Here is a 14,078-nt window from a genome sequence, read left to right on the forward strand (position 1 = left end):
TTAATGATTAACTAATTAGATGTGGGAGTATAATCAAAATCGTACCTTTTAACTCCACCATCATAAGTGTTAACGCTAAAATAAACAATTGTTTCCCTCGTATTGTTCTCGGTATACTTGCTTAGGGGGACAGAAAGATAGGCACGCCTTGTAAATGCTTCCAAGTCATTTCCTGCATCATGATAAAGCGTTAGATAAACGGTTTTACGTCCCGTCGTTTGGTCTGTCTCCACCTTATTCTCTACGAAATGGAAAAGGTGCTTGCCATTTTGCATCTTTATAGACAACGTTATATTGAGATAGTCTCTTCCCAACCACATACTCAACACATCGGCCGGATCGGTTTTTACACCATCTGCAAAACCTGAAGCCGGAGATGGTTCCGGAGATACCGCTTTCAACAAAGCATAAACCTTTGCTTGTTTTATTCCCGTCCCAGTCTTATCTAACTCCTTGTAATTAGTAACAATTCGCACACTACTATTTGCCTCTATTTGCGTCTTCGAAAGATCCTCAGATACCTCCAAACGTTCTCCACTATCTGTAACAAGATAGCTCAAGAAGCCATCATTCCCCGATTCGGCAGTGAGGAATTCAAGCTTTACCGACGGATAGACGTATTCATCATCTTTTCTACAAGAAGAAAAGAAAAATGAAATCAAAAGCAATACAATATGAAACGACATCTTCTTCATCAGCGGGCGGCCAGATAATTAGTCAATGGATTGGCATACATCAGCAGAAGCTTCTCACGCAAAAACGGTAAATCTTTATGTGGAATTTCTATTCGCTCAAGCTGTTGCTCTATATACGACTCAAAGCGTTGCTTCTCATCCTCTGTATAATGAGAAACAAACTCATCACAAACATTCAGCAAATCGTGAGAGATATAATTGCCCGGATACATGCGATAATTGGCATGTATTTTTTTGTCTATTAAAGCTGAAATACAAGAATATAACTCAGGCTTAGGCAAAGTCCGATCAAGTTCCAACAACTCATCATTGATCGTTTTTGCCATCTGCAAATGCACCCTTCCTTTATACCCAAAGAGTCCCACTTTCATATTCATCAGATCATCCGTCGTAGTCTTTTTATAATTTTCAACATCTCTTTTAAGTTGAAATTCTTGTGCTTTAAGATAATCACACGGGTCATATTCGTAAGAAAGTGCCAAAGGAGCAATGTTCATTTCTAATAAGCGTTCTATTAAGCTGCCCTCACCCCCCATGGTTAGCATCTTCAATACGCTTTCTTGTGTTCGATCATTAGAATCTTTAGCACGTCCTTCACGCTGGGCAATCCAAATAGACTGTCGTTTCTTCGTAATAGTGAGATGCATGTAACGAGACATACGAGCAGAAGCCTCCAACATCTGACGCATAGCAAGCCCACGTTGCACAATGAAAGATTTATTAATTCGAACCAATTTCTTGATCCAAGGATAAATAAGAAGATTATCGCCAATGGCAATTTCCACAGTATCCATATTAAGATCTATCAACAAAATAGACAGAAATCCAGAGTCAAGAATTATATCTCGGTGATTAGAAATATAAGTATAGGCTTTGCTCTTATCCGGCAACGCTGTATCGTCTAATGTTAATCCGTCCGCAAAGTCACTGACTATCTTCCATAAAAGGCCATAACAAAACGTTTTCTGAAACTCCAGTTTAGTTTTGCAAGCACGCATCTTCTGAGCTATCGTTTCAAAAGGTACATCCGGCATGGTTGAACAAACCGCATTTTGAAAAGCGGAATCAGCAATCAATTCCTCAAAGATCTGAGGAAGTTCCTCATCATCATAAGGACGAATCTCATCAAACTCTGTTATGTTCATAATTTATCTTCAATAATATCAGTCATAACATCTTTAATATCGAGGCCTGCTGCAGCAATTTGCTGAGGAATGAAGCTAGTAAGTGTCATGCCGGGAGTGGTATTAATTTCAAGCAAGTTCACCTTTTCACCGGCAGTAATGATATAGTCAATGCGAATGATACCCGAACATCCCAAGATGTCGTAAATAGCCGAAGTGAGCAGCTGTACCCTCTCAGTCAGTTCATCTGACAAGCGAGCGGGGGTAATCTCCTGAACCTGACCATTATATTTCGCATCGTAATCAAAAAATTCGTTACCTGTAACCACCTCTGTTATAGGAAACACCACTTCTTTGGTTTTTGTTTTGTAACATCCGCAGGTTATTTCGGTTCCATCCATAAAAGCTTCAATGACCACTTCAGAAGCTTCATCAAAAGCCTTTTGTATAGCGGGCTGTATCTGTTCTTGGGTTTTCACTTTTGTTACGCCGAAACTAGATCCACCCAAATTGGGCTTTATAAAGCAAGGTAAGCTTACCTTATTCATCACCTCTTCATCCAGAATCTCGTGTCCTTGGCGAATCATTAAAGATTCTGCTACACGGATACCAAATCCTTTCAGATACTGGTTACAGGTAAACTTGTTGAAAGTGATAGCAGCAGGAAGTACATCACAACAAGAATAAGGGACATGGAGCATATCCAGGTAACCTTGCAACAAACCGTTCTCGCCGGGTGTGCCATGAATCGTGATATAAGCAAAATCAAATTTTACTTTCTCTGTCCCGTTATCAAAACTAAAGTCGTTACGGTCTACAGGTACCTTTTGTCCGTCGGCAAGCTGAACTTCCCAACGAAGACCCTGCATTTCTACAATATACAAATCGTACTTTTCCTTATCAATAAAGGAATAAAGTCCCTGGGCACTGCGAAGGGAAACGGGGAGTTCGGAAGAATCTCCTCCGGCAACAATGGCAATGATGCGTTTCATTCTAAATCTCTGTTACTTATGTAGCTCCGCCATTTATCTATCAGCTGGCTCATATCCTCGGGCATCTCGGAAGTAAAATACATCTCCTCACCTGTGTGAGGGTGTATAAATCCCAATGTCATGGCATGCAAAGCCTGTCGCGGACAAATGTCAAAGCAATTGTTTACAAACTGTTTGTATTTACTAAAATGAGTTCCTTTAAGAATTTCGTGACCTCCGTAGCGTTCATCATTAAACAGCACGTGGCCTATATGCTTCATATGTACTCTTATCTGATGGGTACGCCCCGTTTCAAGGATGCACTCCACCAAAGTAACATATCCCAAACGTTCGAGTACCCGATAGTGAGTAACCGCATGTTTACCAATTTCAGGATCAGAGAAGACAGCCATTTGCATCCTATCTCTGGGGTTGCGGGCTAGGTTTCCTACAATGGTTCCTTCGTCTTTTTCGACAAGCCCCCATACCAATGCGCGATATTGTCGCTTGGTTGTTTTATTGAAAAATTGTAAACCAAGGTGTGTCTTGGCGTCAGGCGTTTTAGCTATTACCAATAATCCTGAAGTATCTTTATCTATTCGATGCACTAATCCAACGCGCGGGTCATTGACATCGTAATCAGGATCGTCTTGCAAGTGCCAAGCCAATGCGTTGACCAACGTGCCGCTATAATTTCCGTGTCCCGGGTGCACCACTAAGCCTGCCGGTTTGTTTACCACCATCAGGTATTTGTCTTCGTACACAATATTTAAGGGAATATCTTCAGGAATGACCTCGTTTTCATAACGAGGACGATCCATCATCACCGTTATAACGTCCAAAGGTTTTACTTTATAGCTACTTTTTACAGGCTTATCATTCACCATTACAAAGCCTGCCTCCGCAGCCTTCTGAATTCTATTTCGGGAAGCATTCACAATTCGGTCGAACAAATATTTATCCACACGAACAAGCGCTTGGCCTTTATCTACTACCACACGAAAGTGCTCATACAGTTCAGCAATATCGCCTACAGGCTCTATGTCATCAATATCATTCTCTATGTCATCTGGCAGTTCTTGCATCATTTATGTTGATTAGTTGTGGTAACGTTAGTCTTATCAAAACCAAGAGTCATCTTTTGAAGGAGCAGCTTCAGTGCGATTCTCCGTTCCGCCTAGACTATCGACTTCTTCATCAAGTGTATCTTTAGCTTCCGTTCCATCTCCAACCATTAGCGTAAGCGTGGCCCCTAACGGTGCCTTATCCCCTGCAAGAAGTTGACGCCCTCTATACTTAACACCATACACCCAATCCTTCTCACCATTTACATATTCGTCTTCTGTCAACTTGAAGCCTGAAGCCATAATGCGAGCCTGCGCTTGTCGAACAGAACTATTGTCAGCCACATCAGGAACAGGCCGCAAAGGTATATTCAGCGTATTGATTGTAAGATAAATAATTCGTCCTTCTTTTACTTTTTGTCCGGCAGCAGGATTATAATCGAGTACACAGCCTGCCGGTTTATTTTTCACATAACCGGAATCAGCAACTACACATAACAAGCCTTTGTGACTAAATAACATTTTTGCTTGTTCCACAGTCATATCTTTCGCATCGGGTACTACAATCCCTTCTCCATGGCGCGTATAAATATCCAAACCCTTAAGTACACCAAACAGTAAGATGATAGCAGCTACTATCATGACAATGATATTTACCCAGAAGTACTTATTTTCTTTGAAAGAAAAGAATTCCTTTATCGTCATATCTATTCTATAAACAATTATTCGGCTTCAAAGATAGTACAATTAGTTGATAAGCTCAATAATCTTTCTAAAGTTTCAATTGCTTGTCGGTTAATGAACTCACCCATATAGATAAAAACAAGGCATAAAAAAAGCAAAGGATACTCCTTTGCTTTTTTTATGCCTTGTTTAGCGAAGCTAAATTACTTCGTTCCGTTGTACTCGTCAGAAACGGTTAATTTCTTTCTGCCTTTTGCACGGCGGGATGCTAATACTCTACGACCATTAGCTGAAGCCATTCTCTCACGGAAACCGTGTTTGTTTTTTCTCTTTCTGTTAGAGGGTTGAAATGTTCTTTTCATTACTGTATCTCGTTTTTTATGTTATTGCTATCTGGAAATCGGGATGCAAAAATAGGCACTTTTTTTAAATTAACCAAGAGATAGTTCATTTTTAGTCAAAAGATTTTGTGTTTTTTACCTATTTAGATTACTTTTGCACTTCCAAACAGCCATAGATAGCTCCTAGAATAATACACAATAAATATAAAGTATAAAAAAAGTATGATCAATTCACAAGATGTTAAGAATGGAATGTGCATCAGATTAGATGGACGTCTCTATTTCGTTATCGAATTCCTTCATGTTAAACCGGGAAAAGGCAATACCATCATGCGTACCAAGTTGAAAGACGTAGTTAATGGCCGCGTCCTTGACCGTACATTTCAAGTTGGTTTCAAATTAGAAGATGTTCGTGTAGAACGCCGTCCTTTCCAATTCTTATATAAAGAAGGTGAAGATTATATCTTCATGAATCAAGAAAGCTTTGAGCAAGCCCCTATTGCAAAGAATTTGGTTACAGGGGTTGATTTCCTAAAAGAAGGCAACATGGTAGAAGTCGTTTCGGATTCTTCGACTGAAACAGTTCTTTTCGCTGAACTTCCGGTTAAGGTTGTTTTACAAATCACCTATACCGAACCGGGCCTCAAAGGAGATACTGCCACCAACGCTACCAAGCCGGCAACTCTTGAAACCGGTGCTATCGTACGTGTTCCTTTGTTTGTCAACGAAGGCGAACTTATAGAAGTAGATACCCGCGACGGTTCATACCAAGGTCGTGTGAAAGCATAAACAGATTTACCATTTAACCATTTACTATTTACTCACCCAACGGGTTTTAAACAGTAAATGGTCAATGGTTAAATAGTAAACAATCAGATGTTCTATTCCGTCATCATCCCCGTATACAACCGTCCCGATGAAGTGGACGAGTTACTGCAAAGCCTTGCCAACCAACACTTCAAGAATTTCGAAGTCATCATCGTCGAAGACGGTTCGTCTCTCCCTTGCGAACATGTTTTGGAAAAGTATGTAGAGAGCCTCAACTTCAAGTACTTCTCAAAACCAAATTCCGGCCCCGGGCAAACCCGCAATTACGGAGCCGAAAGAAGTACGGGTGATTACCTTATTATATTAGACTCCGACTGCATTCTCCCACCAACTTATTTCGACAACATAGAGAAAGAGCTAGCTTCCTCTACTGCAGATGCTTTTGGCGGTCCCGATAAAGCGCACGAATCATTCTCCGATATTCAGAAGGCTATCAACTACTCCATGACCTCTTTCTTCACTACCGGTGGCATACGCGGAGGTAAAAAGAAAATGGATAAATTCTACCCGCGCAGCTTTAACATGGGCGTGCGACAAGGAGTATATGAGGCATTGGGCGGCTTCTCTAATATGCGCTTCGGTGAAGACATTGATTTCAGTATTCGAATATTCAAGAATGCATACACTTGCCGGCTTTTCCCCGATGCATGGGTATATCACAAAAGACGCACAGATCTGAGGAAGTTCTTCAAACAGGTGCACAACTCAGGGATAGCCCGAATTAATTTATATAAGAAGTATCCAGAATCATTGAAGGCCGTACATCTGCTTCCGGGCATCTTTACGCTTGGTGTAGCTTTGCTACTACTGGCTGCTCCTTTTACTCTGCTAAGCCTCACTCCCATCCTTCTCTATGCCATTTTAGTGGGTACCGACTCTGCTTTACAAAATAAAAGCTATAGAATTGGAATCTATTCCATTGCTGCATCTTTCATCCAACTCATCGGCTACGGAAGCGGATTCTGGAGAGCTTGGTGGCAACGTTGCGCATGCGGTAAGGATGAGTTTTCGGCATTTAACAATAATTTCTATAAATAATATAATCTATAAAAAGATAATCTCCTGACACAATATACGCATTGCAGCGCCAATTGACCTGTACTACCTGTTATGTAAGAAGACAGATCGTTTTTCTTATTCAAAATGGAAAACAAACAAAAACTAAACATCAATCAGTGGGCTGAAGAAGATCGTCCACGTGAAAAGATGATGAAAAAAGGTGCCGATGCACTCAGTGATGCTGAGCTATTCGCCATATTAATTGGATCAGGCAACACAGATGAAACAGCGGTAGAACTAATGAAGCGAGTACTTGCCTCGTGTAGCAATAACCTAAACGAATTGGCAAAATGGGACATGCACAACTTCTCTTCCTACAAAGGTTTCGGCCCGGCAAAGAGCATCACCATTATGGCTGCTCTCGAGTTAGGGAAACGAAGGAAGCTTCAAGACACGAAGGAACGCTGGCAAATCACTTGTTCAACGGATGTATACAACCTACTCCATCCCCTAATGTGCGACCTTCCACAAGAAGAATTCTGGATATTGCTTCTCAATCAAGCTAATAAAGTTATCGACAAAGTACGCATTAGCGCAGGAGGCATAGATGGCACGTATGCTGATGTACGAACCATCTTGCGCGAAGCGCTGATACAAAGAGCTACCGGGCTCATTCTCATACATAATCATCCTTCGGGCAATCCACACCCTAGCATAGAAGACAAAAGACTCACTGCTCAGATCAATCAGGCAGCACAGACGATGAACATTCGTCTCTCCGATCATGTTATTATTTGCGACGGTAAGTTTTACAGCTTTGCCGACGAAGGAGAAATTGTATAATCGAATTTATTCATATCTTTGCAAAAACAACAAATTTACTCTTATGACCAAATTTGAAACAGAAGTAAAAATAGTAGAAGTACTGAAAACAGTCTTCGACCCTGAAATACCTGTAAACGTGTACGACCTCGGACTGATTTATAGAATCGATGTAGGTGAAGACGGAGAGGTAGCTCTGGAAATGACCCTTACGGCCCCTAACTGTCCCGCAGCCGATTTCATAGTGGAGGATGTTCACCAAAAGGTCGAATCGGTAGAAGGAATAACGAAAGTTACTATCAACCTCGTCTTTGAGCCCCAGTGGGACAAAGATATGATGAGTGAAGAAGCTAAATTCGAACTTGGATTCTTATGAAGAATGTCTACTTCATCTCTGACGCCCATCTTGGGTCTCGTGCCATAGAGCATGGACGCACACAGGAACGAAGACTGGTGAACTTTCTTGATAGCATCAAGCAAAAGGCATCGGTCATCTACCTGCTAGGCGACATGTTCGACTTCTGGTACGAGTTCCGAACGGTAGTACCCAAAGGCTATACCCGCTTTCTGGGTAAGCTCTCGGAGCTAACGGATATGGGCGTGGAGGTGCACTTCTTCACAGGCAATCACGATATTTGGTGCGGTGACTATTTAACGAAAGAGTGTGGAGTGATAATGCACACAAAGCCGCTAACGGTAGAGATCTACGGCAAGGAGTTCTATCTAGCTCATGGCGACGGATTAGGAGATCCGGATGCAAAATTCAAGTTCCTTCGTTCTCTATTCCATAACCAGACATTGCAAACTTTATTTTCGGCTATCCATCCACGCTGGAGCATGGAACTAGGGCTCACTTGGGCTAAACACAGCCGTATGAAACGGGCAGATGGAAAGGAACCGGAATACCTGGGTGAAAACAAAGAATACTTAATCCTTTTTACCAAAGAGTATCTTAAACAGCACCCCAACATCAATTACTTCATCTACGGGCATCGTCACATCATGCTCGATCTTATGCTAAGCGCTACAGCTCGCGTAACCATTCTCGGCGACTGGATCAACTATTTCTCCTATGCTGTGTTCGATGGAAAAAACCTTATTTTAGAAGAATTCGTTGAAGGAGAAGTTCCATTATAATACCCTCAACTCTCTAACCAAACAGAAGCAATATAAAGAATAAGAGGCTTCTCTCAAACTAAATGAGAGAAGCCTCCTTTATATTACCACCCTTGAAACAAGAATGTACTACCTTCTGAAAGAAGTAAGTCAATGCCCTTCTGTTATCTACTCAATTCAGTAAAAGTCAGGCTTCCCTTGCTTGCTATTTGTTTCTAGTAATGAGACTAAAGTTTTCTCACGTTGAAACAAATGGTTTAAAACTAGGATACACTTAGTTTCAACGCATGAAACCAAGTGTTTCATGGTATAATAATTTCATGAAACTTATTTCCCTAAACTTAATAACCAGCGGCTTTAGCTATACGTTTGGGTATATCTGTGTTGTCCATCTTACCGATGAAGAGCTGAGAACCGGCACCTACAGCAAAAACAGGAGTATAACCAGCAGTATGATTACCACTAACCCAGCCCACCTTTGCTATCTCATCCATCACTTCTTTAGCCTTGGCGGCAAGGGGTTCGCTTTCAGCATATTCACTCTTCTCAAACACAACTTTGTTCTTCACAAAAGAATTTTCGTATTCATCACGCAACTTCTTCTCTTGCTCCCAAGAGATAGGCACCTCTTTCCAGAATCCCATCTTCTCTCCAAGGAAAGTCTTAATATCATTCCACGACACCTCATTTTGCTTTGATTTACGCAAAGCGCTAATTTCAGAAGAAAGAACCTCTTCCGAAACTTTTTGGAATTGAAGAGCCTTCAGGTTCAAAGTCATCTTACCAGTACCAAGGCCAATTCCACCCGTTTCATGATCGGCCGTAATAACGATCAATGTTTCTTTAGGATGTTTCTTATAAAATTCATAAGCTACTTTCACTGCATTGTCCATATCAACCACTTCGTTAAAAGCTGTTGCTGCATCATTGTTATGACAAGCCCAATCAATTTTACCACCTTCAAGCATCACAAAGAAGCCTTTCTTGTTATTCTTTGTCAACACAGAAATAGCGGCTTCTGTAATCTGAGCAAGATTCAAATCACCTTTCTTTTGATCAATAGCATAAGGGAGTGACACCGCACTAGATCCCTCTTTAGGCATCAAAATCACTTTCTTTGCAGAAGCAGCTTGCTGCTTAAAGTTATCAAAACCTTTTATAACTACATAGCCAGCCTTATCAAACATAGGGAATACACTAGGAGCCTCTTTTTTATCATAAGTTTCAGTTGGTTTAAGAAACCCTGAACCGGCGAAAAAGTCAAATCCCGATTTAGGCAGATCCGTAGCAATTTCATAGTACATATAACGCTTAGACTGATGTGCATAAAACACTGCAGGAGTAGCATGGTCAATACTTACCGTAGTAGCCACACCCACTTTATTACCCTCTTTCTTGGCCCTTTCAGCAATCGTAGCCAAGCTGTTTCCTTCAGGATCAATAGCAACGGCTCCATTAGTAGTTTTGGTTCCCGTTGAAAGCGCAGTACCAGCGGCAGCTGAATCGGTAACAGAGTTACTTGCAGAAAAGGTAGTAGCCATACCTGCTACTGGAAATTGAGTAAAAAGTAAAGGAGTAGTACCAATGCGTCCCGCCTTCTCAGCAAGATACATTTCCGTACCATTCACCTGATTCACACCCATTCCGTCGCCAATGAAAAAGAATACATATTTTGCCTGTCCTTGTGCAAAAGCCGCACCCGATACTAAGACAAAAATCAATGCATAAACAAATCTCTTCATGATTATTTTATTATAATTAAATATTAGTTCATCGACACAAAGATAAAAGCTTTGCGTCTGAAGAGTCCCATTTTATTGTTAATATTCCATATAAAAGATAACATAGCATGTCGGATTAGAGCCATTACCTACTGATAATCAAAGCAATACAAAACAAATATCAAAGCAAACAGATGTTACAACATTGTTAACAAACACAATTAGTTCGACATTAATTTGGATTAAAAATTCTTTTTCTTTAACTTCGCAGTTATTAATCATTGCAAAAAGCAGGTTTACTTCCTATGAGGGGAGTACTTTTTGTTATTCTGTTATTACAAGGGACAGCGATTCTTCGATCTGTTCTTCCATTTAACTACGCACACCTGCTTTTATTTATTTATTAACACATCGGAATTGGAGAAGAAGAATGTTCTCCCGAAAAGTTCATCAATTAATTGATACTTTCCGATTTAAAATCAACACTTTATGAGACATAAAGAGAGATTCGTTTCTTTATTATTATGTGTAGCCGGAATGGCTTCTTCACTACAAGTTTTCGGACAAGAAAAAATCAAAACAGAGTTTGGTGGTGCTCTCAGGTTCAATTACAATTATTCAGATTGGAAAACTGCTCACAAAAAACAAGGTGGTCAATGGGGATTTGACGTCTTCCGCATCAATGTAAATAGTACTTACAAAAAGCTTTTACTTAATGCAGAGTACAGATTTTATGCAAAATCTTCTGGAGGAGGAATGCTGAAACATGGATGGGCCGGATATAAATTTGATGACCATAGCCAGATACAAGTAGGACTTACTGGATTGCCATTTGGTTTACTGCCTTATACTTCCAATAGTTATTTCTTCAACATCAATTATTACTTAGGACTAGAAGATGATGCCGATATGGGTGTTAAGTATCTGTATAGCAACAAAAAATGGGATTTAGCTATTGCTTTCTTTAAAAATGCAGATGTCACTGAATTTGGTTCAGCTTCAGAAGCCACTACCAGTCGTTATGGCTACGATGTAGGTGGTAGAAATAAAGAAACCAACCAGATAAACGGACGAGCCGTATATCATTTCGGAAGTAACATGCAGCAACAAGTTGGATTATCAGCGATGTTTGGTGGCCTCTATAACATTGACACCGAGGAAATGGGCAATCACTATGCATTTGCCGCTCATTACGAAGCGACATATAAAAGGTGGAACTTAAAAGCACAATATTCTAATTTCAGAAAGAAGCCTCACAACGAAGAAGGAGTCTCAAACGATGTGGTAGCCATGGCTGCCTATGGAGCCTTGTACAATGTTGCCTCTCGGGGAGAAACTTATCTGGCATCTCTATCATATACTCTTCCAATCAAAAATACTCTTTTGCAAAGCATACGATTCTACAATGACTTTAGCATGTTCGATAAACATAAGAAAGAGTTTAAAGACAGTTATCAGAATGTCACAGGTTGTATGTTAACCATGGGCCCTGTTTACACTTATGTAGATTATGCTTTGGGCAAAAATCATGCTTGGTTAGGAAGTGACTGGAATGACGCTTTTGCCGCAAGTTCCTCTTCGGACAAATGGAATGCTCGGTTTAATATAAACATGGGATATTATTTTTAACTAACTCAAAAAGACAATAAGTATGAGTAAAATAGAAATTAAAAACCTGCATCTCGTTTTTGGGCACGACAAGCAAAAAGCTTTAAAACAGCTAAAAGAAGGGAAAAACAAGAGTGAGATACTAAAAAATACCGGATGCACTGTTGCTGTTAAAGATGCCACTCTTTCAATAAACGAGGGAGAAATTTTCGTTATCATGGGCTTGTCTGGTAGTGGAAAATCTACCTTATTGAGATGCATTAATCGCTTAATCAATCCGACTTCCGGAGAGATTATCATAAACGGAATCGATATATCCAAAGCATCAGACAAAGAGTTGCTACAGATACGCCGAAAAGAGATGTCTATGGTTTTCCAGAATTTCGGATTACTGCCCCATCGCTCGGTTTTAAGTAATATCTCTTTTGGCCTTGAATTGCAAGGAGTCAAAAAAGAGGTTAGAGAAGAGAAAGCAATGAACAGCATGCAGCTCGTGGGCCTTAAAGGGTATGAAAGTCAAATGGTAGGAGAACTATCAGGCGGTATGCAACAACGCGTCGGCTTGGCAAGAGCTTTGGCCAATGATCCGGAAGTGCTGCTCATGGACGAAGCTTTCTCGGCACTCGATCCTCTTATCAGGGTTCAGATGCAAGACGAGCTCTTGGACTTGCAGGAAAAGATGAAGAAGACAATCATCTTTATCACCCATGATCTGGACGAGGCAATCAAGCTTGGTGATAGGATAGCCATCATGAAAGATGGTAAGATAGTACAAACAGGAACCTCCGAGGAAATTCTGACTGAGCCTGCTGATGATTATGTTTCACGATTTGTAGAGAATGTGGATCGATCGAAGATTATCACAGCGGCTTCCATCATGATAACGAAACCAACTGTAGCTCGTATACGCAAAGAAGGCCCCGAAGCAATGATACGAAAAATGAAAGAGAAGAACTTGACTGTGCTTCCTGTCATTGACGAAAAAAACATCTTACTTGGCAAGATTACTCTCGATAAAGTGATTGAGCTAAGAAAAGCGGGAATCAAAAGCTTAGAATCGGCTATTAATCCAGAAGTACATTCCGTGTTGCCCAGTACTAAAGTAGAAGATATTCTTCCATTGATGACTCGCACAAATTCTCATATCTACGTAGTAAACGAAGAGAAAGAGTTTCAAGGCATTGTTCCTCTCTCTTCTGTCGTAATTGAGATGACCGGAAAAGATAAGACAGAAATCAATGAAATCATTCAAAAAGCCGTAGACTTATGATAAATATAGGACAATACATTGAATCTGCCATTAATTGGCTTACAGATAATTTTTCACCATTCTTTGACTCGTTAAATTATGGAATAGGTGGTTTTATCGATGGATTTCAGCATGTACTAAACATTATTCCGTTTTACATAGCTATTTTGCTAATCGCCATTTTAGCTTGGTTCAAAGCAGGCAAAGGAATAGGGATATTCACCTTACTGGGATTACTATTAATCCATCAGATGGGCTTTTGGGAAGAAACAATGCAAACACTTGCTTTAGTCTTATCCTCAACCACCATTGCATTATTAATAGGTATTCCTTTGGGGATATGGGCAGCACACAGCGACAATTGCAATAAGATTTTACGCCCCATACTAGATCTGATGCAGACAATGCCAGCGTTTGTCTATCTGATACCTGCAGTACTCTTCTTTGGGTTGGGAACTGTTCCGGGTGCATTTGCCACCATCATATTTGCCATGCCTCCGGTAGTAAGACTCACCAGTTTAGGCATCCGTCAAGTACCGGCTAATATCATTGAAGCGTCACGTGCATTTGGTGCTACACCGCTTCAGATGTTATACAAGGTACAACTGCCGCTTGCTCTGCCAACGATTCTCACCGGAGTGAATCAGACCATTATGATGTCATTATCCATGGTGGTTATCGCCGCAATGATTTCTGCAGGAGGACTTGGAGAGATTGTGCTGAAAGGAATCACGCAAATGAAAATTGGCTTAGGCTTTGAAGGTGGTATTGCTGTTGTTATTTTGGCTATCGTACTCGACCGTATCACACAGGGCATTGCTCAACAGAAAAAGAAATAATTAATTTATAAAAAGAT

The 14,078-nt window shown here is 40.6% G+C and carries 15 protein-coding genes; 8 read left to right on the forward strand and 7 right to left on the reverse strand.

Features of this window, described 5'->3' with window-relative positions:
* Nucleotides 1–11 precede the first annotated feature (11 nt).
* From BQ5338_RS13555 to rpmH, 6 genes are all read right to left on the reverse strand, one after another.
* Entirely contained in the window at nucleotides 12–695 is a 684-nt protein-coding gene (locus BQ5338_RS13555; RefSeq protein WP_071147351.1) for a NigD1/NigD2 family lipoprotein, read from the reverse strand.
* A complete protein-coding gene (locus tag BQ5338_RS13560) occupies nucleotides 695–1,840 on the reverse strand; it encodes an acyltransferase (RefSeq protein WP_071147352.1) in 1,146 nt (381 codons plus the stop codon). The genes BQ5338_RS13555 and BQ5338_RS13560 overlap by 1 nt, the downstream gene beginning before the upstream one ends.
* Complete coding sequence (locus BQ5338_RS13565; protein WP_071147353.1) at nucleotides 1,837–2,811, reverse strand: D-alanine--D-alanine ligase; 975 nt, start codon at nucleotides 2,809–2,811, stop codon at nucleotides 1,837–1,839. Before BQ5338_RS13565 ends, BQ5338_RS13560 begins: the two co-directional genes overlap by 4 nt.
* Nucleotides 2,808–3,878, reverse strand: a complete 1,071-nt coding sequence (locus BQ5338_RS13570; protein ID WP_071147354.1) for an RluA family pseudouridine synthase — start codon at nucleotides 3,876–3,878, stop codon at nucleotides 2,808–2,810. The genes BQ5338_RS13565 and BQ5338_RS13570 overlap by 4 nt, the downstream gene beginning before the upstream one ends.
* A 33-nt stretch (nucleotides 3,879–3,911) precedes the next feature.
* Entirely contained in the window at nucleotides 3,912–4,559 is a 648-nt protein-coding gene (locus BQ5338_RS13575) for a PASTA domain-containing protein (protein ID WP_071147355.1), read from the reverse strand.
* A gap of 182 nt (nucleotides 4,560–4,741) precedes the next feature.
* Nucleotides 4,742–4,900 (reverse strand): 50S ribosomal protein L34, encoded by a 159-nt coding sequence (gene rpmH, locus BQ5338_RS16565; protein ID WP_078063498.1) that lies wholly within the window; start codon nucleotides 4,898–4,900, stop codon nucleotides 4,742–4,744.
* A gap of 201 nt (nucleotides 4,901–5,101) precedes the next feature.
* Here rpmH and efp point away from each other — a divergent pair, with 201 nt between their 5' ends.
* The 5 genes from efp to BQ5338_RS13600 all read left to right on the forward strand — a co-directional run bounded on the left by efp (nucleotide 5,102) and on the right by BQ5338_RS13600 (nucleotide 8,665).
* On the forward strand, nucleotides 5,102–5,668 hold the full coding sequence (gene efp, locus BQ5338_RS13580; protein WP_071147356.1) for an elongation factor P: 567 nt from the start codon (nucleotides 5,102–5,104) through the stop codon (nucleotides 5,666–5,668).
* 87 nt (nucleotides 5,669–5,755) lie between these two features.
* A complete protein-coding gene (locus BQ5338_RS13585; RefSeq protein WP_071147357.1) occupies nucleotides 5,756–6,745 on the forward strand; it encodes a glycosyltransferase family 2 protein in 990 nt (329 codons plus the stop codon).
* A gap of 105 nt (nucleotides 6,746–6,850) precedes the next feature.
* Nucleotides 6,851–7,549, forward strand: coding sequence for a RadC family protein (radC, locus tag BQ5338_RS13590; protein WP_071147358.1), 699 nt, complete (start codon nucleotides 6,851–6,853; stop codon nucleotides 7,547–7,549).
* A gap of 43 nt (nucleotides 7,550–7,592) precedes the next feature.
* Nucleotides 7,593–7,904: a metal-sulfur cluster assembly factor gene (locus BQ5338_RS13595; protein ID WP_071147359.1), complete on the forward strand. Its 312-nt coding sequence runs from the start codon at nucleotides 7,593–7,595 to the stop codon at nucleotides 7,902–7,904.
* Nucleotides 7,901–8,665 (forward strand): UDP-2,3-diacylglucosamine diphosphatase, encoded by a 765-nt coding sequence (locus BQ5338_RS13600; protein WP_071147360.1) that lies wholly within the window; start codon nucleotides 7,901–7,903, stop codon nucleotides 8,663–8,665. Before BQ5338_RS13595 ends, BQ5338_RS13600 begins: the two co-directional genes overlap by 4 nt.
* Nucleotides 8,666–8,985: 320 nt before the next feature.
* Here the strand turns inward: BQ5338_RS13600 and BQ5338_RS13605 are convergent, their stop codons facing one another.
* The gene (locus BQ5338_RS13605; protein ID WP_071147361.1) at nucleotides 8,986–10,386 is read right to left on the reverse strand and encodes an alkaline phosphatase; all 1,401 of its coding nucleotides are present in this window, start codon (nucleotides 10,384–10,386) and stop codon (nucleotides 8,986–8,988) included.
* A gap of 468 nt (nucleotides 10,387–10,854) precedes the next feature.
* Between BQ5338_RS13605 and BQ5338_RS13610 the strand changes: the two genes are divergently transcribed.
* Genes BQ5338_RS13610 through BQ5338_RS13620 form a run of 3 tightly spaced genes read left to right on the forward strand, consistent with a single transcriptional unit; the run spans nucleotide 10,855 to nucleotide 14,061 of the window.
* A complete protein-coding gene (locus BQ5338_RS13610; protein ID WP_071147362.1) occupies nucleotides 10,855–11,994 on the forward strand; it encodes a hypothetical protein in 1,140 nt (379 codons plus the stop codon).
* Nucleotides 11,995–12,016: 22 nt separating this feature from the next.
* Entirely contained in the window at nucleotides 12,017–13,243 is a 1,227-nt protein-coding gene (locus BQ5338_RS13615) for a quaternary amine ABC transporter ATP-binding protein (protein ID WP_071147363.1), read from the forward strand.
* On the forward strand, nucleotides 13,240–14,061 hold the full coding sequence (locus tag BQ5338_RS13620; protein WP_071147364.1) for an ABC transporter permease: 822 nt from the start codon (nucleotides 13,240–13,242) through the stop codon (nucleotides 14,059–14,061). Before BQ5338_RS13615 ends, BQ5338_RS13620 begins: the two co-directional genes overlap by 4 nt.
* The last annotated feature ends 17 nt before the right edge of the window (nucleotides 14,062–14,078 follow it).

Source organism: Bacteroides ihuae (genome assembly GCF_900104585.1).
Classification (GTDB): domain Bacteria; phylum Bacteroidota; class Bacteroidia; order Bacteroidales; family Bacteroidaceae; genus Bacteroides; species Bacteroides ihuae.

What these genes read in the sequence shown, in the direction of transcription:
- BQ5338_RS13555 (WP_071147351.1), bottom strand. Translation starts at nt 695, where the DNA reads ATGAAGAAGATGTCGTTTCATATTGTATTGCTTTTGATTTCATTTTTC.
- BQ5338_RS13560 (WP_071147352.1), bottom strand. Translation starts at nt 1,840, where the DNA reads ATGAACATAACAGAGTTTGATGAGATTCGTCCTTATGATGATGAGGAA.
- BQ5338_RS13565 (WP_071147353.1), bottom strand. Translation starts at nt 2,811, where the DNA reads ATGAAACGCATCATTGCCATTGTTGCCGGAGGAGATTCTTCCGAACTC.
- BQ5338_RS13570 (WP_071147354.1), bottom strand. Translation starts at nt 3,878, where the DNA reads ATGATGCAAGAACTGCCAGATGACATAGAGAATGATATTGATGACATA.
- BQ5338_RS13575 (WP_071147355.1), bottom strand. Translation starts at nt 4,559, where the DNA reads ATGACGATAAAGGAATTCTTTTCTTTCAAAGAAAATAAGTACTTCTGG.
- rpmH (WP_078063498.1), bottom strand. Translation starts at nt 4,900, where the DNA reads ATGAAAAGAACATTTCAACCCTCTAACAGAAAGAGAAAAAACAAACAC.
- efp (WP_071147356.1), top strand. Translation starts at nt 5,102, where the DNA reads ATGATCAATTCACAAGATGTTAAGAATGGAATGTGCATCAGATTAGAT.
- BQ5338_RS13585 (WP_071147357.1), top strand. Translation starts at nt 5,756, where the DNA reads ATGTTCTATTCCGTCATCATCCCCGTATACAACCGTCCCGATGAAGTG.
- radC (WP_071147358.1), top strand. Translation starts at nt 6,851, where the DNA reads ATGGAAAACAAACAAAAACTAAACATCAATCAGTGGGCTGAAGAAGAT.
- BQ5338_RS13595 (WP_071147359.1), top strand. Translation starts at nt 7,593, where the DNA reads ATGACCAAATTTGAAACAGAAGTAAAAATAGTAGAAGTACTGAAAACA.
- BQ5338_RS13600 (WP_071147360.1), top strand. Translation starts at nt 7,901, where the DNA reads ATGAAGAATGTCTACTTCATCTCTGACGCCCATCTTGGGTCTCGTGCC.
- BQ5338_RS13605 (WP_071147361.1), bottom strand. Translation starts at nt 10,386, where the DNA reads ATGAAGAGATTTGTTTATGCATTGATTTTTGTCTTAGTATCGGGTGCG.
- BQ5338_RS13610 (WP_071147362.1), top strand. Translation starts at nt 10,855, where the DNA reads ATGAGACATAAAGAGAGATTCGTTTCTTTATTATTATGTGTAGCCGGA.
- BQ5338_RS13615 (WP_071147363.1), top strand. Translation starts at nt 12,017, where the DNA reads ATGAGTAAAATAGAAATTAAAAACCTGCATCTCGTTTTTGGGCACGAC.
- BQ5338_RS13620 (WP_071147364.1), top strand. Translation starts at nt 13,240, where the DNA reads ATGATAAATATAGGACAATACATTGAATCTGCCATTAATTGGCTTACA.